Below are 21,616 nucleotides of genomic sequence, written 5' to 3' on the forward strand. Positions count from 1 at the left end.
TTACGACTGTCCCCAACAATATCCGTAACTTTAACCTATAATTTTAGTCTATGGCACACATTCCTCCCGTTCCGCAATACAGTCCTGCTACGGCCTTTCAACGTTTACTCGATGTCCTGTACACATTAAGGATTGAATGCCCCTGGGATAAGAAACAGACAATGGAGTCTCTGAGACACCTCACTATCGAAGAAATGTACGAGCTTACGGATGCTATTCTGGATGAAGATTATCCCGAAATCAAAAAAGAACTGGGAGATGTCATGATGCACCTCGTATTCTACGCCCGTATAGCAGAAGAGCAAAACAAATTCACTCTGGTGGATGTACTCAATGCAGTCTGCGACAAACTGATTAACCGTCATCCGCATATCTATGGGGAAATAGAGGTAGAAAATGATGAACAGGTAAAATCTAACTGGGAAGCCATCAAGTTAAAAGAAGGAAATACATCCGTACTCTCAGGTGTCCCCAAAGGATTGCCTGCATTGGTAAAAGCCTACCGTATACAGGATAAAGTAAGAGGTGTAGGCTTTGACTGGGAGGATAAAAAACAAGTCTGGGAAAAAGTTGAGGAAGAACTGGCCGAATTTAAAGCGGAATTTAATATCGATAACGGAGAAGCAATTGATGCTGAAAAAGCGGAGGATGAATTCGGAGATTTGCTGTTTTCACTGATCAACTATGCGCGCCATGCGGGTATCAATCCGGAAAATGCTTTGGAACGAACAAACAAAAAATTCATAAAGCGCTTTACATACCTGGAAGAAAAAGCAGCTGAGAATAACCAGAAACTGCAGGATATGTCCTTAGCAGAAATGGATGTCTACTGGAACGAAGCTAAAAAACTCAAATAGTTATTAAAACTTAAAATATGCATATGGATTTTTTTATCTCATAAAAATCCATATGTTTGTAATACTTTAGGGGTGTCTGCGAAAGCAGGCTGAGAATTACCCTTTGAACCTGATCTAGTTCATACTAGCGTAGGGAAAAGTAGATGACTGACCTGTGTACCTGTACACACCGTAGCCATTCCTAAAGTAAAATTTATCATTTTTAAACTTTAGGAATATGAACTTTACCCTCAACGGTCAGACCAAACCCCTTCTATCCCCACTCACATTAAAGCAATTGCTGGATCAGGAAATTCCGGATAAACAGACTGGTATTGCTGTAGCTATCAATGATCAGGTCATCCCAAAAGATCAATGGACCGGTCACCCCATTCTATCTAATGACAATATTCTCATCTTCACTGCCGCTCAGGGAGGTTAATTCATCACAGCATCATTCCATAAAACATGAAAGATCAACACAGCATCTCAGCCACACCCTTTCCTAATTCTGAAAAGGTCTATATAGAAGGTCAGCTCCACCCTGTAAAGGTAGCCATGCGCCGTATAAAATTAAGTGATACCAAACTCGCTAACGGAGGTGTACAGCACAATCCTCCGATTACCATTTACGACACTTCGGGTCCTTATACCGATGTAAATGCCGTGATAGACGTCCGCAAAGGTTTACCCCGTATACGTGAACAATGGATACTGGACAGACAAGATGTAGAAATACTGTCTGGTATAAGCTCAGAATACGGTATCCGCAGAAAACAAGATCCTAAACTTGATTCGCTACGTTTCGAATACGCCCATCAACCAAAAAAAGCAACAGGTGAGAAAAATGTAACACAACTGCATTATGCCCGCAAAGGAATAATCACAGCCGAAATGGAATATGTAGCCATTCGTGAAAATCAAAAAATCGAACAGTTACAACAGGCTACAGCAGGTATGGAACATCAGCACAAGGGATATTCATTCGGAGCCAATACTCCAACAGGAAAGATAACACCTGAATTTGTCCGTGATGAAATTGCAGCTGGCAGAGCTATTATCCCCAATAACATCAACCATCCGGAAAGTGAGCCTATGATCATAGGGCGTAATTTTTTGGTTAAAATCAATGCGAATATAGGGAACAGCGTCGTCACCTCCAGTATTGAAGAAGAAGTAGAAAAAGCAGTATGGGCATGCCGGTGGGGAGCGGATACGATAATGGACCTCTCAACAGGACAGAATATTCATGAAACACGGGAATGGATTATCCGCAATTCTCCGGTACCCATTGGCACAGTACCGATCTACCAGGCACTGGAAAAGGTAAACGGTGTAGCTGAAAACCTTACATGGGAAATTTTCAGAGATACGCTTATCGAACAGGCTGAACAAGGTGTATCCTACTTTACCATACATGCCGGTGTATTGCTACGTTACATACACCTCACTGCCAGACGAGTCACCGGAATCGTATCCCGCGGAGGGTCAATTATGGCTAAGTGGTGTCTATTCCATCATAAGGAAAATTTTTTATACACCCATTTTGAAGAAATCTGCCAAATTATGAAAGCCTATGATGTAGCTTTCTCCCTTGGAGACGGACTACGCCCAGGTGCAATAGCAGATGCTAATGATGCGGCACAGTTTGCTGAACTCGAAACTCTAGGCGAACTGACACATATTGCCTGGAAACATGATGTACAAGTTATGATCGAAGGTCCTGGACACGTTCCTATGCACCTCATCAAAGAAAATATGGATAAGCAACTGAAGGAATGCCATGAAGCACCCTTTTATACCTTAGGCCCTCTTACGACGGACATTGCCCCGGGATATGACCATATCACTTCCGCTATCGGAGCCGCTATGATCGGATGGTTTGGCTGTGCTATGCTATGTTATGTAACCCCAAAGGAGCATTTGGGATTACCAAACAAAAAAGACGTTAAGGACGGTGTCATTACTTACAAACTAGCTGCCCATGCGGCCGATCTGGCCAAAGGACATCCCGGTGCACAGTACAGGGATAATGCGTTAAGTAAGGCTCGTTTTGAATTTCGCTGGGAAGACCAGTTCAATCTATCTCTTGATCCGGATACCGCAAGAGAATTTCATGATGAAACACTGCCTGCAGATGGAGCCAAAGTCGCTCATTTCTGTTCAATGTGCGGACCTAAATTCTGTTCCATGAAAATAACACAGGAAATCCGGGAAGCGACAGAACAGGGACTGCTGGAGAAATCACAGGAATTTATCGAAAACGGGAAACAACTTTATATCTGACAGATATGATTATAATATCACCGGATACGATCACTCCGCAACATCTAGAACTGATACACTCCTTTCCCTGGTCGGATGAGCTGCTGTATCATCTTCGTTTACCCTTTACACCAAAGGATGATATAATTCATATACTTAAAGATATTGATAGACACCTCTATCCCTTTATTGTATTACACTATCATAAAGAAACTGCATTAAAGGCAGGTATAAGACGGGTACATATCTCCTCAGATAGGAAAAATGAAATAAAAATGCCAGACACAGATCTGATTCTGTCCGCATCTACCCATCATGTAGATGAGTTTAACAGTCTGGATGCAGATATCGCTTATGCTTTTATCAGTCCGGTATATCCCAGTATTTCAAAAGAAGGATATCAGGCAACAGCAGATTTCAAAATCCACAATATACAGCACAGAACCAATTTTAACAGCAGAATGATTGCTTTAGGAGGAATCACGGAATACAATATATCTGAATTAAAAATTTTAGGATACGATGATGTTGCTATGTGTGGTTATATCTGGAAACATCAGAACCCCCTCTCTGCTGCTGAAAAATGTCTTTCTATTTCTCAAAATATATCATATGTACAGTAGATTACAATATATCTCCACCGGCAATACGGTAAATGAACAGCTGAATAACATCAGAAAAGTTTTGGAAAATAAAGGAGATTGGGTACAGCTTCGATGGAAAAATGCTCCAGAAACAGCACTGATCGATCTGGCTTATCAGGTTACCGAATTAAAAAAACAATTCGATTTTACCTATATTATCAATGACCATGTCTCCATAGCCTACAAGGTCAATAGTGATGGTGTTCATCTGGGGCTGACAGACCTTTCCGTACAACAAGCCCGAAATTTTCTGGGCTCTGATAAAATTATCGGAGGGACAGCCAATACAGCAGAAGATGTACGTCAGCGCATTGCTGAAAACTGTGACTACATAGGTCTTGGTCCCTTAAGATTCACGTCTTCCAAACAGAACCTAAGTCCGGTTCTTGGTTATGAAGGATATCAAAACATTATACAGGAGATACAAAAAAAAGATCAAGATCACCCTCCTATTTACGCTATCGGAGGTATAAAACAGGAGGATATTCTTCAACTGCAGCATATCGGCATCTACGGTGTGGCAGTCTCTTCCCTGCTGACTCAATCGGTCAGTACGCAATCAATCATTCAACATATCAATCATGAATTTTATGGATAATCTTACTATTGCCAACCGCAGCTTTCATTCTCGTTTATTTGTTGGAACCGGAAAATTCGGTTCCGGAGAGTTGCTGGAAAAGGCCGTATTAGCCTCTGAAAGCGAATTAGTAACCGTAGCGCTGAAACGGATCAATACCAATGACGGGCAGGATCATCTTATCCGTCATTTGCAGCATCCACATATTCATTTACTACCCAATACCTCCGGTGCACGTACAGCAAAAGAGGCTGTATTGGCGGCTCAGATAGCGCGTGAAGCCTTAGAAACTAACTGGATCAAGCTGGAGATTCATCCGGATCCTAAATATTTACTACCCGACCCTATAGAAACAATCCAGGCAGCCGAAGAACTCGTACAACTGGGATTCATTGTCATGCCTTACATACATGCTGATCCGGTACTTTGCAAACGGCTGGAAGATGTAGGCGTACAAACGGTCATGCCTTTGGGGTCGCCAATAGGTAGTAATAAAGGACTACGGACCATTGACTTTCTGGAGATCATCATCGAACAAAGCTCGGTTCCGGTAATTATAGATGCAGGAATAGGGGCTCCCTCTGATGCAGCAAAAGCAATGGAATTAGGCGCCGATGCGGTATTAGTCAATACTGCAATTGCAGCAGCAGACGCCCCTCAGGCCATGGCACACGCCTTTAAGCTCGCTGTACAGGCGGGCAGAACAGCTTATCTGGCCAAGCTTCCACCCGTGGTCCAACAAAGCCATGCATCAAGTCCATTCACTTCTTTCCTGCAACAGAGCTAATATAAAACCATGAAAACCCAATTTAAAGATATATTCGATCAATACGACTGGGATACGATTAAGGAAAAGATTTATGCAGTCACTGAACAACAGGTCAAACAGGTATTAGGCAAATCCAAAAGAAATCTGCAGGATTTTCTGATTCTACTTTCTCCTGCTGCAGCTCCCTTTCTGGAGGATATGGCCACACAGTGCCATCATCTGACCAGAAAGAGATTTGGAAAAACCATTCAATTGTATGCACCACTGTATCTTAGCAACGAATGCAACAATATCTGCACTTATTGCGGATTCAGCATGGACAACAAGATCAGAAGAAAAACACTTAATGATGAAGAACTGATACGTGAAGTCTTGTTTCTCAAAAATAAAGGGTTTGACCATGTATTACTGGTCACCGGAGAGGCAAATTACACAGTCAATTTACTTTATTTTCTGAATGCTATGGACAAGATAAAATCTTATTTTTCCAACATTTCTATTGAAGTACAACCTCTTACCTTACAGGAGTATGAGCTCCTTCAGCAGGCAGGAGTATATGCTGTCTTAGTATATCAGGAAACGTACCATAAAGAAGTATACAAGACCTATCACCCAAAAGGCAAAAAATCAAATTTTGATTTCAGACTGGATACCCCGGACAGAATCGGTCAGGCAGGAATACATAAAATAGGGCTTGGCGTTTTGTTAGGACTGGAAGACTGGCGTGTAGATAGTTTTTTTAACGCACTCCATATTGATTATCTGCAAAAAACATATTGGCAAACCAAATATTCTGTATCCTTCCCGCGTTTACGTCCTGCATCGGGTATCGGAGAACCTAATTTTCATATGGATGACCGGGATCTGGTCCAGTTGATATGTGCATATCGACTCTGGAATGAAGATCTCGAGATTTCTATCTCCACACGGGAAAGTGAACACTTCCGAAACCACATCATTCCCCTGGGTGTCACAACTATGAGTGCCGAGTCCAAAACAAATCCCGGAGGATATACAGTGGATCCGCAATCTCTGGAACAGTTTGAAATATCCGACGAAAGACCTGTATCCGATATTGAACAGCTTATCAGATCCAAAGGATATGAAGCGGTATGGAAGGATTGGGATTCTGTATTTTCATAATCGTCCGCAAAAACTAAACAGATTCTACTGCTTTTAAATTATATCAAATGCTACCCAGAGAAGAAATACTACGCTATAAAAAACATATTATGCTTCCGGAAATCGGAATGGATGGTCAGAAAAAAATACGCAACGCCCGTGTGTTGGTTGTCGGATCAGGAGGTCTGGGATCACCTGTACTCTCTTACCTTACAGGTGCCGGAGTAGGTACTCTCGGAATTATTGATTTTGACAGGGTTGAAACAGATAATCTGCACCGGCAGATTCTTTTTACAGAAAGCGATCTGAAAAAAGATAAAGTGTCAACAGCCATCTCTAAACTGCAGCAACATAATTCAGGTATTGAGTTTATTGCACATACACTAAAATTAGATCCTTCTAATGCAACAGAGATTTTTGACACATATGATCTGATTATTGATGGGAGCGATAATTTTGCCACCCGTTATCTCAGTAATGATACTTGTGTATCACTTGGAAAACCTCTGGTCTTTGGAAGTGTACTGAATTTCCAAGGACAACTCGCTGTATTTAATCACAAGGGCTCTAAAAACCTGAGAGATCTGTTTCCCTTACCCCCACCTTCAGAAGATGTTCCTAATTGTGATGAAAACGGAGTCATCGGTACACTTCCGGGTATTATAGGCTGCATGATGGCACAGGAAGCATTAAAACTAATAACAGGATTACCCACTCTTCACAACGAATTTGTACTGTTTGACACCCTGCATTTGCAAATGCGCAAACTACACTTTTAACCTCCTCTTCTGAACAATTCCTACTTCAGAAAAGTATATTCCAACTCTATTTTATTCCACTCACAAAGTGCAATTTATTTCGCTATTCATAAATAATACCGAAATAAGTTGCATGATTGCTTTTTTCGAATAAAATATCAGAAAATAAACATAACAAACTAATAAACAGATATTTAAAAACAATATACGTAATTATTTAATTGACTAATAAAACGGAAAATCTTCAAATAGTTCACACGAATTTAAAATTTAATTAGTTAAAAATCAGACAATTAAGAATAAATAATAAATTATTACACGCAAAAACAATTTTTTATTTTCTAAATCAAGCTTAATTAACCAAATTTACATTAAACAATAAAAATGCGCCACTTTGCGTGTTTTAAAACGAACTAACAATTTTAATACATTCGATTATGAAGAAATCTACATTACTTCTATTAAGTACGTTTCTGCTTCTGGCCCAGGCTATAGCGCAGCAAATAACTGTTTCAGGAAAAGTTACGTCAGGCGGAACTCCGGTAGCCGGAGTATCTGTCAGTGTAAAAAACACAAAAGAAGCGACCCTAACGAATCAATTAGGGGATTATTCTGTCAAAGCAAAGCAAGGTGATGTATTAGTATTTTCCCATATCGGCTATGTAAGACAGGAACAAACGGTCGGTACTTCAACAACTATAGCTATCCAGTTACAGTCGGATGCCGTCGGACTGGATGAAGTCATCGTAACCGGTACTTCGCAAGGAACAACCCGAAAACAATTAGGCAGTTACGTAAGTTCTGTAAAAGGCGATGATCTGAATAAAGCGCCAAGTGGAAATGTGTTAGCTTCCTTACAAGGCAAGACAGCTGGCGCCCAGATCAGTCAGAACTCCGGAGATCCGGCCGGAGGAATCAGTGTGAGATTACGCGGTATCAGCTCTGTCAACTCTTCTTCTGAGCCTCTTTATATCATCGATGGTGTTATTGTGAGTAATAATACAACAAGAGTAACAAACACTTCCACAAACTACGATGGAGGTAATTTTGTGGGTAGTATAGGACAAAACAGAATGGTAGATATCAATCCCGCAGATATCGAACGTATTGAGGTGTTAAATGGTGCAGCTGCCGCTGCCATATACGGATCCAGAGCCAATGCCGGTGTCATCCAGATTTTCACTAAAAGAGGTGCGAGTGGAGCTCCGCAGATTAATTTCGGAACCAGTCTGACCGTAGGTCACTTACGTAAACAAGTAGAGGTAAATGAATCGCCTGTGAAATTCGGGGGTTCACCAAATGTATTTACACAGGATGTAATTGCGACACCGTTACAAACGACAACCACTCCTGTTCAACGCTACAATTATCAGGATTATATCTTTCGTTCTTCCACAGGAACTGATAATACCCTTTCTATTTCAGGCGGAAATGACAACACCAAATATTATACTTCCGCAGGATACTTCTCCAATCAGGGAATTATCAAAAACACGAATTTCAGAAGATACAATTTCAGAACAAATTTAGACCAGAAACTGAATGACTGGGCTAAATTTAGTGCCGGGTTGAATTATGTGAAGAGTTCTGCAAATGAAAAACCGGATGGAAACTCCTTCTTCTCCCCTATGAACTCGGTGACAATTATTGGTAATTTCCATGATATATTTGCCCGTAATGAGAACGGCAACTTAATGGCTGTCGGTGAACGCGGACGTGTCAACCCTGTTTCGGTTATTGAAGATATCAAGCAGAGACAAGAGACAGATCGAATTATTGCGAATGCCAATCTAAAACTTACTCCTGTAAAAAATCTGACCTTAGATTTTACTATGGGTGTTGACAATTCTGCCCAGAATGGAACTACTTATATTCCACCGTTTGCGTATAATGTAAATCCGGATTTCTTTGGAGGAGGAACTTCTCTTGACGGAACCTTAAATGGATATGCAAGTACAGCCAACAATAATGCATTTCAGTTTAATAATGAACTGAATGCAACATATGAAGCGAAGTTATCAGATATCTTATCATCCACCACACAAGTAGGTTACTCCTATCAATACGAAAAGAGCAAGTATGCACTGATCAGTGGCCGGGGACTTGCTCCGCTCATCGAAACAGTAAATGCAGCGTCTACTCCACTTCCGGGAATAGACGGTCGTACAGAGTTATCTGTCAGTGGCGGATATATACAGCAAAATTTTAAATACAGAGATCACCTTTTTGTAACCGGAGCATTACGTATTGACCAGTCATCTGTATTCGGAAAAGATTTCCGTACCCAGAAATATCTGAAAGGTAGCGTGAGTTATGTACTATCTTCCACTGAATACTGGAAAAAATTAGGTGTATCATCCTGGTGGGATACTTTCAAAATACGCGGCGCATACGGCGAATCCGGCAACCTGACAGGTATAGGGGCTTATGCAAGATTCAATGCCTACGAGACCCAGTCTTTCCTGGGTAGAGCTTCTCTATTCTCCAGTGCGACACTGGCAAATGAAAACGTTAAACCTGAGCGCCAGCGTGAGCTTGAATTGGGTACAGATCTTTCCTTTTTCAAAAATCGTTTAGGTTTGCAATTCAACTGGTATAACAAGAAAGTAGATGATCTTTTACTGGCCAGTGTCATTGCACCATCAGTGGGATTTTCTAATTTACTGGATAACATAGGTTCACTACGAAATAAAGGAATAGAAGTCGTTGTAAATGGTACGCCGGTAAAAGGAGAAAAATGGAACTGGAATACTTCCTTTATCTATAGCCGAAATAGAAATGAAGCGTTGGATGTGGGCGGTCTCAGATTATTCAGCACAAACTCTGGAGCTCCGGTATCCATTATTGACGGTCAACCTATAGGGGTATTCTACGGCACATTTTTCGCCCGCAATCCGGATGGTAGTTTACTAACCAATGCAGCTGGTATTCCGATGATCGAACGTGGTATTCAAAATTCGGCAACTACATTTACACCACAGCGTGACGCAAACGGAATGCCTACAGGCACTACGCTGCGTAAAGTGTTGGGTAACCCAAATCCGGATTATACCTTTTCTTTCGTCAATGATATCAGTTATAAAAAATTAAGCCTTCATGTACAACTTGATGCCGTAAGAGGAGGAGATGTCTGGAATGCAGACTGGAGAACCCGTCAAGGTGTAGGAAACGGCAAAGTAGCTGAGCAGGAACAAAAAGGCGAATTACCTCGGGGATATGTTTCCGGAGTATACGCTATCGAAGAATGGCGTATTGACAACGGATCGTTCGTCAAATTAAGGGAAGTATCACTAAGCTATAATGTGGGCAAAGTTAAATACATTAAGGATCTGACCATTAATGTAAGTGGACGCAATCTGATCTCATGGGATAATTATAAAGGATATGATCCGGAGCTGAATGCAGGAGGACAATCCACTATTCTCAGAAATATTGACTTCGGAGCAGTACCTATTCCACGTACATTTAGCATAGGCTTATTGACCAAATTCTAATTTATTTTAACGAAAAAGATCATGAAAAAATTTAAAAATATAACTTCACGTCAGTTCTTTGGTATAGGCCTCAGCTTTATATTGCTGATTACCTCCTGTTCCAAAGAATATATGGATCCATCCAGAGCCAGTAATGAGACTGCTCTAGGTACTTCACAGGGACTCACAGCTGTCGCAATCGGCCTGCAAAGAGTGTATACATTGGGACGCACGGGCGTACTCTTCAACTCAGTAGCTGCAAATGGATTTGTAACCAATGAATTTCAATTATTAAATGCGGGAAATATTCCTGAATTACAACTTAGCACCGGTGGCAGCGCAGTAGATGGTACCAATACGATTCTGGCGAATCTATGGACAAGTTCCAACAAGATCGTCTATGATGCAGATCTGGTCTTGCAAAATGCGGACAGATTGGGAGATAAAAAATACGCTGCAGGTCTTATTGCCTATACCAGTATATTTAAAGCTCTGGCTATTGGCAATATGGCACAATACTGGGAAAATGTACCTGATGGCACGGGTAACAATGTCTCATTTATAGACAGAAAAGCCGCTTTTACGAAAGCCATCAATTTACTGGATAATGCGCTTAATATTATTGCTGCAAATGCTATATCTGCTGAATTTTTAAATAATGTACCTGTAGATTTGAATATTATCAACACCATTCACGCATTAAAAGCCAGATATGCATTGTTCTCAGAAAATTACACGCTTGCTTATACAGAAGCAAATCTGGTAGATCTGACAAAGCCATCCTTTTTTAAATTTGATGCTATATCTCCGAATATTTTGTTTACCATTATATCTTCCAATAATGTATTTCAGCCTCAAAACATTAATCTGGGTCTGACAGGCGCCCATATTCCAGATGCAGCAGATAAGCGTATTACATTTTACACAAAGTTTGATGGCTCACCTGCTACGATTCGAATGAGAGGATTTGCTACAGCTACAACCAGTCCATTCCCGATCTACCTGCCAGGTGAAATGATCCTGATAAAAGCAGAAGTACTGGCACGTCAGAATAATACAGATGATGCGGTGACCGAATTAAATAAGGTTATCACTAAAACACCTGAATCAGATACACAGTATGGATTGGGTGCTGCATTACCGGCACTAAGCGGAACATTTACGCAACAACAGGTATTAAATCTTATCTACAAACACCGTTGTATAGAACTCTACGCTTCGGGATTAAAAATAGAAGATATGAGACGTTTCAATCAACCTACAGCAGATCGCAAACGTAATTTCTTCCCTTATCCGTTTCAGGAAAGAGATAATAACACAAATACACCAGCCGATCCGTCTTTTTAAAGATACCTCTGAAGGAGAGCTATATGCTCTCCTTTTTTGTTTTTACTATCATTCAGTCCCCAATGAGCCGATCGTATAACAGGAGCATACAAATCTCTGCAGCTGACACGAAATACAACGTAAATCAAAATAAAAATCGCTAAATTCGCATCAATATGGAAACTGTTGTTAGCGGTATCAGAAGTACCGGAAAATTACACTTAGGAAACTACTACGGTGCATTAAGCAATTTCGTAAAAATGCAAAACGAGTATAATTGTTTCTTTTTTATTGCCGATCTACATTCTTTAACCACCCATCCTACTCCTCACGGTCTTCAACAAACAGTGAGACAGGTTGTCGTTGAATATTTAGCAGCGGGAATCGATCCTGAAAAATCAACCATTTATATTCAGTCAGATGTACCTGAGGTGGCAGAACTATATCTGTATATGAACATGAATGCTTATATGGGAGAGCTTGAGCGTGCGGCCTCTTTCAAAGATAAAGTCAGAGCTGACCCGAACAATGTGAATGCAGGTTTGCTGACCTATCCGGTATTAATGGCTTCAGATATTCTGATTCATCATGGAACTAAAGTACCTGTAGGAAAAGATCAGGAACAGCATCTGGAAATGACCCGTACCTTTGGGAACCGTTTTAACAGACTTTATGAGGTAGATTATTTCAAAGAAGCATTCGCTTTTTCCTATTCTGACAAGCTGGTTAAAGTACCGGGACTCGACGGACAGGGTAAGATGGGTAAATCCAACGGAGATGCCAATTGCATATACCTGTCAGATACACCGGACGCTATCCGTAAAAAAGTAATGCGTGCTGTATCAGATGGCGGACCTACTGAAATGAATCAGGTAAAACCTGAACCTATACAGAACCTCTTTGACCTGATGAAGGTCGTATCTCCGGCTTCTACAGTTCAACATTTTGATGACCTTTACAACAAATGTGAAATCCGCTATGGCGACTTCAAAAAGCAACTGGCAGAAGATATGATCATCGCGACAGATGATGTCCGTTCTCGCATAGAAGAGATCTCTGCAGATAACGATTACATCTCCAAAGTTGTCAAACTAGGGGCTGACAAAGCTGGCGAATCTGCACGTAAGACTATAAAAGAAGTACGTGAGATTATTGGATTTAAAAAGTTTTATTAAAAAGAAGAATTAGGAAAAATAATATGCACATTGCTATTGTAGGAAATATCGGAGCAGGAAAAACAACCCTGACTCAGCTTTTAGCAAATCATTTCAAATACGAGCCTCAGTTTGAAGCAGTAGATAATAATCCATATCTGGAAGATTTCTATGCAGATATGAAAAGATGGGCATTTAATCTGCAGATCTTTTTCCTGAACAGCAGATTCAGACATATTGTACAGCTGCAGGAGAAAGGTATTGATATGATACAGGATCGTACCATATACGAGGATGCTTATATATTTGCTGAAAACTTATTTGATATGGGCCTGATGAGTGAGCGTGATTTTGAAAATTACAGTAATATTTTTCAGAGCATCATTCATTATATCAAACCTCCGGATCTGCTGATCTATCTGAAAGCATCCGTTCCGACCCTTGTCAATAATATACAAAGAAGAGGTCGCGATTATGAATCTGCAATCCGTCTGGACTATTTGTCTAAATTAAACGACAAATATGACAAATGGATCAACAACTATAAAGATGGTAAAGTGATGATACTGGACAAAGATAATCTGGACTTTACCAGTAAACCGGAAGATCTGGGTTTTATCATCCAAAAAATCGAAGCTGAACTCTTCGGACTTTTTTAAAAGCTAAACAATTAAGATCTGGAAGTGACAAAAAATAAAATGGAATCACTTCCTGATCTTTTACATACACTATACATTTATGAAAACTATTGGAATAATCCCTGCACGTTATGCATCCTCCCGGTTTCCGGGAAAACCGCTAGTCGATATTGCAGGAAAATCAATGATTCAACGTGTATATGAACAAGTTAAGCAAACTCCCGGTTTGCACGAAGTTGTAGTCGCTACAGATGATACCCGGATTGAAGAACATGTACGCAGTTTTGCCGGAAATGTAGTCCTTACATCTGAAACACACGAATCAGGTACAGATCGTTGTGCGGAAGTTATATCCAAAGTATCCGGATTTGATATTGCTATTAATATTCAGGGTGATGAGCCTTTTATAAATCCACTGCAGATCGAGTTGCTGATTTCCTGTTTTGAAAATGAACATACACAGATCGCAACACTGGTCAAAGAAATTCACACTGAAACCGAGCTGTTGAATGTCAATATACCAAAAGTAGTGCGGAATATAAGCGGTGAAGCTATATATTTTAGTCGTCAGACCATTCCGTTTATCCGGAATACCGAACAGAAAAACTGGCTTACTTCACATCAGTTTTATAAACATATAGGCATATACGGTTACCGCACAAACATCCTGGAGGAACTGACCAGGCTTCCCGTTTCCATTCTTGAAAAAGCGGAATCACTGGAACAACTGCGCTGGGTAGAAAACGGATACCGGATTCAGACTGCTGTGACTACACATGAGACCATCGCTGTAGATACACCGGAAGATCTGGAGCATATTATGCAGACATACTTCAGGTAAATCTATCTTATCCTTTTTTATAGCGTTAATACACGTTGCCCAGACTTCTAGCAAATCAACTATAATTTTGACACTTTGATAAAGCTACCGTTGTAAAAGTCAATTTTAGTAACATATTGTTCTGTATTATTCGCAGCGAGAGCCGCGCCCAATGCACCAAATAAAACAGAAGCAGCAATTACATTGCTGGCAGAAGCTGTCGTCCTGCTTAGTCCGTTAAAAAAATAGTCCTTATCATTCTTATAAAGCGGATAGAATGTGCCTTCACTTGAAATATAAGCCAATCCGTCAACAACGACAGCATAACACTTATTGGCTTTCAGGCGCTTCAGTTTTCCATTAGAATCCGGAGAATAAAACCCCTTCGTTAAATCATTATTGAGGAGAGACACATTTGCTTGAGGTAACTGATCTCTAAAATGTAAATAATCATAATACACCCCATCATTAACAATTCCATTACTGTAAAGAGTCACCTTAGACTTTTCTATATTTTCAAAATCCAAAACCTGTGATTGAGAATATCGGATGGTATCTGTAGGCGATTTTCCTAAATTATCTTTCAGAAAATGGCTTACAATATAACTGGCATGACGGAGCAACCCCTTAGTTACATCCATCCCCTTATTAATATGAGCTGTATCAATTGTAGCCAGCCTTTGATAAGATTCATCCTTATTCTTCACGAATAAACTGGCTCTCAAATCAAAAAAACCTGATTCAGAGAAAGCACCCGTCAATTCGGCAACAGCAAATTTCTGTATTACGAGTGTAAGTGCCCCGTCACTCTTTTCGCCCGATACAAGAAAACCCAATTGTTGCTGAATTTGTTTCTCCAAAGGAATTTCGGGTATGACCTGCGCTTTAGAATTAAGGAGACCAACTTGAATAATACCCAGATTTTCTTTGAAATCCCGATTATCAATAACATCAATAGTATTATACAGACTCGTTTCAACCTTCTCTGAAGGAGAGATAAGCAAAAAATCCCGGGTTCTTTTCTGTGCATAAGTTTGCCCTGCCAGACAAATGGTTAGCGCAAAAACAAATATTCTTTTCATAAGAGTAGGTTAGTAATTATCTTAAAAATGAAGATAATAAATAGAGAATCCTAATAAATTAAAACATTAAAAACAGAAATAAGATAAGTGCCAGATTTTCAGAAGATACCTAACGATGCTCCGTATATAAAAACGGACGCATTTCCTGACGCAGGCGAGTCCAGTCCTGAGCAGAAAAACTATCTAATGTCATCGAAGCCTCCAAGACCTCATTCAATTGTGCTTTAGTACGGATTCCCATGATAGCAGAAGCTACAGCAGGGTGCTGCAATACATACCCCATAGCCACACTTAAGGGCGAAACCTGTTTTTCTTCTGCAATTTTTGTAATATGTTTAGCCGCATGCTGCACCTCTCCTGCAGTAAACTGCAGATAGGCTTCTGCAGGCTTATTTATTAACAGCCCTTTAGCGATTGTCCCCCGGGTTACTACGCTGATATTTTTTTTCAAAAGTTCGTCCAGCATTGTTTCTTCAGGTCGATGATCCAAAAGATTATACTGCATCATAACACTAATGATATTAGATCTTTCAGCATATTCACGTATCACATTCGGACGAATACTGGACAATCCGTAATACCTGATTTTGCCCTCATTCACCAATTGCTCAAAAGCTTCAATAATTTCATCGATGGGATCATCTATAGTTCCGCCATGAAGCTGATACAGATCAATATAGTCCGTATTCAATCGGGAAAGAGAAGTTTCCACTGTCTTGATTAAATACGATTTGGACGCTTTCCAATCCCAGCCACTTCCGTCTGCACGCCACTGATTGCCGACTTTGGTTGCCAGCAGAATATCCTGTCGAAAAGAAGAGACCGCCTTTCCGACGAACTCTTCATTCCAGCCATGATCATACAGATCTGCCGTATCAAAGTAATTGACACCTCCTTCATAGGCCTGCATAATTAAGTCTACTCCGGAAAATGTCAGACTCTTACGGATAGACATGCAACCGAATCCAATTGCAGAAACCTCCAGATCTGATTTTCCTAGTTTATTTTTTATCATCTGTAACGTCAACCACTGGATAAGACTTCAATTCTTCTTTTTTGAATTCTAATAATTCTATGTCAAAAATTAAAGTACTGTTTCCCGGAATTGGCCCTGAACCATTTGGCCCGTAGCCCAGTTTAGAAGGGATATAGAAGCGGTACTTTGAACCTACAGACATCAAAGGAATACCTAATTTCCAACCTTCAATTACACTTTGAAGACTCAAGGTAAGTGGCGTACCACGGTCATATGAACTGTCAAATGTTTTACCGTCCAGCAATGTACCTTTATAATGTGCAACGATCTCATCTTCTCTTGTAGGCTTAGGACCTTCTGTCTTGGTAAGAATCTCATATTGCAGGCCTTCAGGAGTTGTGATGATACCAGCTTTGGTTTTATTTTTAGCAAAAAATTCATTTTCAGCTTTCAGCGCTACAGCATTCTTTGCATCAGCTGCTTTTTGAATAGCATTACGAATAATCTCGACATTCTGTTCCTTTGTAAATTTACCATTATTACCTTTCAGCGCCTCTTCCAGACCCTTTTTCATCAACTCAACATTTAGAGGTAATTCCATAGGCTTGACGGATGACCCTATATCGAAACCTAATGCATAGGAAACAGAATCTGCAGAATTTTTCAAAATTATCCCCTGCTGTGCAGGACGTTGTGCAGATACTCCTTTTTTGGCTGTACCCGTGCTTTTTTTCTTCACCTGAGCTCCGGCACACAATGTTAGTGCAGTAAGAAAACCAACCGCTAAAACTTTTCTCATTTTTATTATTTGTATTTGTTTAAGATGTTATCGATAATTTCCTGTGTATAATCAGGATAATGAACTTCAACCTTATTTCGGCTATTCAACCAGGCCTCTATAGCGTATTCATTCTTTTGTTTAAGACTACTGATCACAGGCACTCCCATCTCCTCCAGTGCAGCAGCATTAAGGTGCTGTTCGTATTGGTTTTTCATGGGGATGACCAATAATTTTTTATTTAGAAAAAGGGCTTCAGCAGGCGTTTCGAATCCGGCTCCGCAAAGCACCCCGGAGGCTGTGGACATACTTTTTACGAATTCTTCACTATTGATGGGCTGTATAAACACATTGCGCATCCGAAAAGGTTTACTGTTATGTTTGCTAAAGACCTCCCATCGTATATCCGGAAATTTGCTCAGATGCTTCAATAAATGAGCATCATCATAAGAAGGCAGGTATACCGTATAATGACCATGATCTTCCGGCTCAATATTACGTATAGATTCGCGGATTACAGGGGTGAAAATATGGTCATTATAAGACTTAAAATGAAATCCGTAAGATTTAGAGCTGGGAGCATAATTCTTCATAATAAATTTACCCAGCATATCTTTTTCTTCCGGTTTAGGACTAGATGCATCCAGCGCACCGATCTGATGGCTGAGCCCTATACAGGGTTTATCTTTTGAGTAACAAGCCCAGGCTGAAATAGGTTCGAAATCATTAATAATTAAATCGTAGTTTTCGATCGGCAAAGATTTGATCTCCTGCGTAAATTTCCTCACTGTAGAACTCATGAATGTTTTCCATAAATCTACTCCTCCTGATTTACCGAAGATAAAGCTTAGGCCATGAAGCTTATATTTTACTTCAAACGGAAGGTTGATATCCGCCTGAATACCACTTACAAGTACATCAACATCGGCTGTTTTGCGCAAGCAGGGAACAATATCCATAGCTCTGCATAAATGTCCATTTCCAGTTCCCTGGACAGCATAAAGTACTTTCATATAGCGTCCTTATATAGTTTGCAAAATACAAATTAATACGGAAAATTTAACGTTAATTAATTATTAAGTTACACGCTCTTAAACTCCCGCTTAATGCCAAAAATCCCTTTTTCCATTAATATAATACGTACATTAGAGGTCCTGAATTATGTCATATGAAGAAAATACCAGTGATTCTCCCCGGTATATTGATCATCCTGCTCTGCAGTTCATGGGGATTTTATGCACATAAGCTTATCAACAGGCATGCTGTATTTACATTACCCACTGAACTTGCTGTATTTTATAAGCAAAATATAGATCAGATTACAGAAAAAGCAGTAGATGCTGACAAGCGCTGTTATATTGATACCGCTGAATCACCACGACATTTTATTGATCTCGATGCATACGATGCTGATGCTTTAGATACCCTCCCTGTTCATTGGTCCAGAGCTAAAGAGAAAATCGATGAAAGAAGATTATTGTCCAATGGTATTGTTCCCTGGCAAATCTATATCACCTATCAAAAACTTGTAAAAGCCTTTATAGCACGTGATAAGACTAAAATCATCCGACATTCCGCAGATTTGGGACATTATGTAGGAGATGCTCATGTTCCTTTACATACCACGAAAAATTACAATGGTCAATATACCGGCCAGACAGGAATACATGCCTTCTGGGAAAGCCGGCTACCGGAAATGTTTGCACACAGCTACAAGCTGGCTGCCGGAAAAGCACAGTTTATTTCTGATCCGGCGGCGTTAGGATGGACTATTGTATATGAAAGTGCCCCTCTTGCAGATACAGTTCTGCGTATAGAAAAAGAGCTGTCCGATCGCTTTTCGCCATCCCAGAAAAAAACCTATCTCACACGTAATAATATATTGATTCTGACCTATTCAGATCCATATGCCAAAGCCTATCACGAAGCTCTTAACGGAATGGTTGAAATACGCATGCGAAAAGCTATTCAGCGCATTGGAAGTCTTTGGTATTCTGCCTGGATAGAAGCCGGCCAACCTGATCTGCGGAAATTAAAAAATACAGATTCAGAACCGGAGAAAGAAATCCCTTCCCCATCCTCACAAACATTTATGGGCAGAGAAGAATGGCCGTAGCAACAATAATATTTCTGTCATTAGGATATTTAAATACAGGAATGTATCAGATCAATATTTAATTTTATAGCTTTGGCAAAATTTTTAACAAGATTATGCTAAGATCAATACTGATACTCCTATCCTTAGGCAGCGCCATCATTGTATATGGACAAAAAGCTTCATTAAATACGCAGGAAATGGAAACTCGTCAGGATACAACGAAACTGAATGAGATCATGATCAGTGAAAACAGATTACAAATCCCGTTTGCAAAGCAAAGCCGAAATATTCAGATTATAACCAGTGAGGAGATAAAAAGATTGCCAGGGAATTCTTTAAATGAAATCCTGCAGTCTGTAAATGGAGTAGATATAAGACAGCGGGGGCCTTTTGGATCACAGGCAGATATCAGCATTGACGGCGGCAGTTTTGAACAAACACTGGTACTGGTAAATGGGGTAAAAATGGCTGATCCGCAAACTGCGCACCATGCCCTCAATCTGCCAATCCCTTTGGATGCGATAGAGCGTATTGAAGTAATCCGAGGGCCTGCTTCCCGAATATATGGAATCAACAGTCTGACAGGTGCAATCAATATCGTCACGAAGAAACCGAAAGAAAGTTTTATTTCAGCACACATATACGGAGGCAGCTCCTTTAAAGATAACGAAGAGAAGACATCAGAAAAATACTACGGTGCAGGCACACAAATCGGAGGCGCATGGCATCAGGAAAAACACAATCATCTTTTCTTTTATAACTATCAGAAATCAAACGGACAACGCTACAATACAGCTTCCGAAAATAATAAACTGTACTATCAGGGTGAATATAATCCCGGAGATGCCGATCATATCAACTGGTCTGCAGGTTATATTGACAACAAATTTGGGGCAAACGGGTTTTATGCCGCTCCGGGAGATAAGGAATCTCAGGAACGTGTAAAAACAGCATTTGCAACCCTATCTTCCAGACATCAGCTTACCGAAAAACTTTCGGTATCTCCCCGCATCAGCAATCGCTACAATGAGGATGACTACCGCTATTACCGTCAGGATTTTTCAAAAGCACGAAGTAAACATTTTAACAACTCTCTTACAGCCGAACTGAACGGAGTGTACCAGACTTCATTCGGAGATTTCGGATTAGGAATAGAATCTCGTTGGGAACGGATCAACAGCTCCAATATAGGCACACACAAAAGAGAAAATCAAGGAGCTTATGCAGAATTTAAGACAGAAGCTATACAAAATCTGATGATCAACGTAGGTACATATGTCAATTACAATTCGGACTATGGATGGCAGGTTTTTCCCGGAATCGATCTTGGCTATGATCTGGACAGCAAATGGAAGCTGGTATTAAATGCAGGAAGTAGTCAGCGTATTCCCTCTTTCACGGATCTTTATCTGAAACAGCCCGGTAATATAGGAAACCCCGATCTTACTTCGGAGAATGCTTATCAGATTGAGACAGGGGTGAAGTATATCAACAATAACCTTATTATTCAGGGAGGATATTTTTATCGCTCTATATCCGATTTTATTGACTGGACACGAGAAATCAGCACCGCCCCCTATCAACCCTTTAATATCGGCAACAATAAAGTAAATGGGTTGAATGCATCATTACGTTATCAGATTGGAGATGATCAGGATGTAACCCGGTATTTCATTAACCTCGGATACAACTATCTCCGCCCATCAATTAAAAAAGAAGAGTCGGGTACAGATTCAAAGTATGCGATAGAAAGTCTGCGTCATCAGGCGATTGCAAACCTGACAGTACAACACAGTGCATGGTCGTTGACAACATCCAATCGCTTCAGCGAGCGGATTTCTTATAAATCTTATTTCCTGTCAGATCTTAAGTTAGCCTATAACTGGACCAAAATTAGTCTTTATACAGATGTACAGAATATTTTTAATGTCACGTACATACAGGCTGGAGCCGTTCCTATGCCCGGCGTTTGGTACAGCCTCGGTGCAAGATTCAACTGTTCTTTCAATAGATAATAACAGTTGATCAGATTATATTAATGTCTAACTGGATAAGCACAAGTGGACGCTTGCACCAGAAATAGCTGTATGTTTATCTCTAGCGCAAGCATTAGCGTAGCGGTGCTTGTGCTTTAGCCAATAAAACTGACTGACACAAGCGGACGCTTGCGCCAGAAAAGCCGTATGTTTATCTCTAACGCAAGCATTAGCGTAGCGGTGCTTGTGCTTTTAGCCAATAAAACTTGATAGACACAAGTGGACGCTTGCACCAGAAATAAGCTGTATGTTTATCTCTAGCGC

Annotated in this window: 19 protein-coding genes and 1 riboswitch; of the genes, 15 read left to right on the forward strand and 4 right to left on the reverse strand. The window is 40.3% G+C overall.

Annotated elements, in window-relative coordinates; translation table 11 throughout:
* Positions 1 to 50: 50 nt before the first annotated feature.
* From mazG to kdsB, 13 genes are all read left to right on the forward strand, one after another.
* Entirely contained in the window at positions 51 to 857 is an 807-nt protein-coding gene (gene mazG, locus B4B65_RS14975) for a nucleoside triphosphate pyrophosphohydrolase (RefSeq protein WP_293916442.1), read from the forward strand.
* A 58-nt stretch (positions 858 to 915) separates the two neighbouring features.
* A riboswitch (TPP riboswitch) is annotated at positions 916 to 1,010 on the forward strand.
* A gap of 64 nt (positions 1,011 to 1,074) precedes the next feature.
* Positions 1,075 to 1,278 carry a sulfur carrier protein ThiS gene (gene thiS / locus B4B65_RS14980; protein WP_293916444.1) on the forward strand — a complete coding sequence of 68 codons (204 nt, stop codon included), beginning with the start codon at positions 1,075 to 1,077 and terminating at the stop codon, positions 1,276 to 1,278.
* A 26-nt stretch (positions 1,279 to 1,304) separates the two neighbouring features.
* Entirely contained in the window at positions 1,305 to 3,122 is a 1,818-nt protein-coding gene (gene thiC / locus B4B65_RS14985) for a phosphomethylpyrimidine synthase ThiC (RefSeq protein WP_293916446.1), read from the forward strand.
* A gap of 5 nt (positions 3,123 to 3,127) precedes the next feature.
* A complete protein-coding gene (locus B4B65_RS14990; protein WP_293916448.1) occupies positions 3,128 to 3,724 on the forward strand; it encodes a thiamine phosphate synthase in 597 nt (198 codons plus the stop codon).
* Positions 3,714 to 4,343 carry a thiamine phosphate synthase gene (locus B4B65_RS14995; protein WP_293916450.1) on the forward strand — a complete coding sequence of 210 codons (630 nt, stop codon included), beginning with the start codon at positions 3,714 to 3,716 and terminating at the stop codon, positions 4,341 to 4,343. Before B4B65_RS14990 ends, B4B65_RS14995 begins: the two co-directional genes overlap by 11 nt.
* Positions 4,327 to 5,109 carry a thiazole synthase gene (locus tag B4B65_RS15000; protein ID WP_293916451.1) on the forward strand — a complete coding sequence of 261 codons (783 nt, stop codon included), beginning with the start codon at positions 4,327 to 4,329 and terminating at the stop codon, positions 5,107 to 5,109. The genes B4B65_RS14995 and B4B65_RS15000 overlap by 17 nt, the downstream gene beginning before the upstream one ends.
* Positions 5,110 to 5,118: 9 nt before the next feature.
* The gene (gene thiH / locus B4B65_RS15005) at positions 5,119 to 6,234 is read left to right on the forward strand and encodes a 2-iminoacetate synthase ThiH (RefSeq protein WP_293916453.1); all 1,116 of its coding nucleotides are present in this window, start codon (positions 5,119 to 5,121) and stop codon (positions 6,232 to 6,234) included.
* Positions 6,235 to 6,281: 47 nt separating this feature from the next.
* A complete protein-coding gene (locus B4B65_RS15010) occupies positions 6,282 to 6,992 on the forward strand; it encodes a HesA/MoeB/ThiF family protein (RefSeq protein ID WP_293916455.1) in 711 nt (236 codons plus the stop codon).
* 416 nt (positions 6,993 to 7,408) lie between these two features.
* The gene (locus B4B65_RS15015; protein WP_293916457.1) at positions 7,409 to 10,465 is read left to right on the forward strand and encodes a SusC/RagA family TonB-linked outer membrane protein; all 3,057 of its coding nucleotides are present in this window, start codon (positions 7,409 to 7,411) and stop codon (positions 10,463 to 10,465) included.
* 21 nt (positions 10,466 to 10,486) lie between these two features.
* The gene (locus B4B65_RS15020; protein WP_293916459.1) at positions 10,487 to 11,791 is read left to right on the forward strand and encodes a RagB/SusD family nutrient uptake outer membrane protein; all 1,305 of its coding nucleotides are present in this window, start codon (positions 10,487 to 10,489) and stop codon (positions 11,789 to 11,791) included.
* A 155-nt stretch (positions 11,792 to 11,946) separates the two neighbouring features.
* Positions 11,947 to 12,945, forward strand: a complete 999-nt coding sequence (trpS, locus tag B4B65_RS15025) for a tryptophan--tRNA ligase (protein ID WP_293916461.1) — start codon at positions 11,947 to 11,949, stop codon at positions 12,943 to 12,945.
* 23 nt (positions 12,946 to 12,968) lie between these two features.
* On the forward strand, positions 12,969 to 13,583 hold the full coding sequence (locus B4B65_RS15030; protein WP_201679816.1) for a deoxynucleoside kinase: 615 nt from the start codon (positions 12,969 to 12,971) through the stop codon (positions 13,581 to 13,583).
* Between the two features lie 79 nt (positions 13,584 to 13,662).
* A complete protein-coding gene (gene kdsB / locus B4B65_RS15035) occupies positions 13,663 to 14,403 on the forward strand; it encodes a 3-deoxy-manno-octulosonate cytidylyltransferase (RefSeq protein ID WP_293916463.1) in 741 nt (246 codons plus the stop codon).
* 59 nt (positions 14,404 to 14,462) lie between these two features.
* Here kdsB and B4B65_RS15040 read toward each other — a convergent pair whose 3' ends face one another.
* The 4 genes from B4B65_RS15040 to B4B65_RS15055 form a co-directional block, all read right to left on the reverse strand.
* The gene (locus tag B4B65_RS15040; RefSeq protein WP_293916465.1) at positions 14,463 to 15,464 is read right to left on the reverse strand and encodes a hypothetical protein; all 1,002 of its coding nucleotides are present in this window, start codon (positions 15,462 to 15,464) and stop codon (positions 14,463 to 14,465) included.
* A 109-nt stretch (positions 15,465 to 15,573) separates the two neighbouring features.
* Complete coding sequence (locus tag B4B65_RS15045; protein ID WP_293916467.1) at positions 15,574 to 16,479, reverse strand: aldo/keto reductase; 906 nt, start codon at positions 16,477 to 16,479, stop codon at positions 15,574 to 15,576.
* Positions 16,466 to 17,239 (reverse strand): FKBP-type peptidyl-prolyl cis-trans isomerase, encoded by a 774-nt coding sequence (locus tag B4B65_RS15050; protein WP_293916469.1) that lies wholly within the window; start codon positions 17,237 to 17,239, stop codon positions 16,466 to 16,468. Before B4B65_RS15050 ends, B4B65_RS15045 begins: the two co-directional genes overlap by 14 nt.
* Before the next feature lie 5 nt (positions 17,240 to 17,244).
* Positions 17,245 to 18,231, reverse strand: coding sequence for a glycosyltransferase family protein (locus B4B65_RS15055; protein WP_201679821.1), 987 nt, complete (start codon positions 18,229 to 18,231; stop codon positions 17,245 to 17,247).
* A 155-nt stretch (positions 18,232 to 18,386) separates the two neighbouring features.
* Between B4B65_RS15055 and B4B65_RS15060 the strand changes: the two genes are divergently transcribed.
* Together B4B65_RS15060 and B4B65_RS15065 are read left to right on the forward strand one after the other, a co-directional pair.
* Entirely contained in the window at positions 18,387 to 19,334 is a 948-nt protein-coding gene (locus B4B65_RS15060; RefSeq protein ID WP_293916471.1) for a zinc dependent phospholipase C family protein, read from the forward strand.
* A 95-nt stretch (positions 19,335 to 19,429) separates the two neighbouring features.
* Complete coding sequence (locus B4B65_RS15065) at positions 19,430 to 21,331, forward strand: TonB-dependent receptor plug domain-containing protein (protein WP_293916473.1); 1,902 nt, start codon at positions 19,430 to 19,432, stop codon at positions 21,329 to 21,331.
* The last annotated feature ends 285 nt before the right edge of the window (positions 21,332 to 21,616 follow it).

This window comes from Sphingobacterium sp. UBA5789 (assembly GCF_002418355.1).
In the GTDB taxonomy this organism is placed as follows: domain Bacteria; phylum Bacteroidota; class Bacteroidia; order Sphingobacteriales; family Sphingobacteriaceae; genus Sphingobacterium.

Bases quoted from the DNA above. Each gene is read 5' to 3' on its own strand.
- mazG (WP_293916442.1), top strand. From the start codon at position 51: ATGGCACACATTCCTCCCGTTCCGCAATACAGTCCTGCTACGGCCTTT.
- thiS (WP_293916444.1), top strand. From the start codon at position 1,075: ATGAACTTTACCCTCAACGGTCAGACCAAACCCCTTCTATCCCCACTC.
- thiC (WP_293916446.1), top strand. From the start codon at position 1,305: ATGAAAGATCAACACAGCATCTCAGCCACACCCTTTCCTAATTCTGAA.
- B4B65_RS14990 (WP_293916448.1), top strand. From the start codon at position 3,128: ATGATTATAATATCACCGGATACGATCACTCCGCAACATCTAGAACTG.
- B4B65_RS14995 (WP_293916450.1), top strand. From the start codon at position 3,714: ATGTACAGTAGATTACAATATATCTCCACCGGCAATACGGTAAATGAA.
- B4B65_RS15000 (WP_293916451.1), top strand. From the start codon at position 4,327: ATGAATTTTATGGATAATCTTACTATTGCCAACCGCAGCTTTCATTCT.
- thiH (WP_293916453.1), top strand. From the start codon at position 5,119: ATGAAAACCCAATTTAAAGATATATTCGATCAATACGACTGGGATACG.
- B4B65_RS15010 (WP_293916455.1), top strand. From the start codon at position 6,282: ATGCTACCCAGAGAAGAAATACTACGCTATAAAAAACATATTATGCTT.
- B4B65_RS15015 (WP_293916457.1), top strand. From the start codon at position 7,409: ATGAAGAAATCTACATTACTTCTATTAAGTACGTTTCTGCTTCTGGCC.
- B4B65_RS15020 (WP_293916459.1), top strand. From the start codon at position 10,487: ATGAAAAAATTTAAAAATATAACTTCACGTCAGTTCTTTGGTATAGGC.
- trpS (WP_293916461.1), top strand. From the start codon at position 11,947: ATGGAAACTGTTGTTAGCGGTATCAGAAGTACCGGAAAATTACACTTA.
- B4B65_RS15030 (WP_201679816.1), top strand. From the start codon at position 12,969: ATGCACATTGCTATTGTAGGAAATATCGGAGCAGGAAAAACAACCCTG.
- kdsB (WP_293916463.1), top strand. From the start codon at position 13,663: ATGAAAACTATTGGAATAATCCCTGCACGTTATGCATCCTCCCGGTTT.
- B4B65_RS15040 (WP_293916465.1), bottom strand. From the start codon at position 15,464: ATGAAAAGAATATTTGTTTTTGCGCTAACCATTTGTCTGGCAGGGCAA.
- B4B65_RS15045 (WP_293916467.1), bottom strand. From the start codon at position 16,479: ATGATAAAAAATAAACTAGGAAAATCAGATCTGGAGGTTTCTGCAATT.
- B4B65_RS15050 (WP_293916469.1), bottom strand. From the start codon at position 17,239: ATGAGAAAAGTTTTAGCGGTTGGTTTTCTTACTGCACTAACATTGTGT.
- B4B65_RS15055 (WP_201679821.1), bottom strand. From the start codon at position 18,231: ATGAAAGTACTTTATGCTGTCCAGGGAACTGGAAATGGACATTTATGC.
- B4B65_RS15060 (WP_293916471.1), top strand. From the start codon at position 18,387: ATGAAGAAAATACCAGTGATTCTCCCCGGTATATTGATCATCCTGCTC.
- B4B65_RS15065 (WP_293916473.1), top strand. From the start codon at position 19,430: ATGCTAAGATCAATACTGATACTCCTATCCTTAGGCAGCGCCATCATT.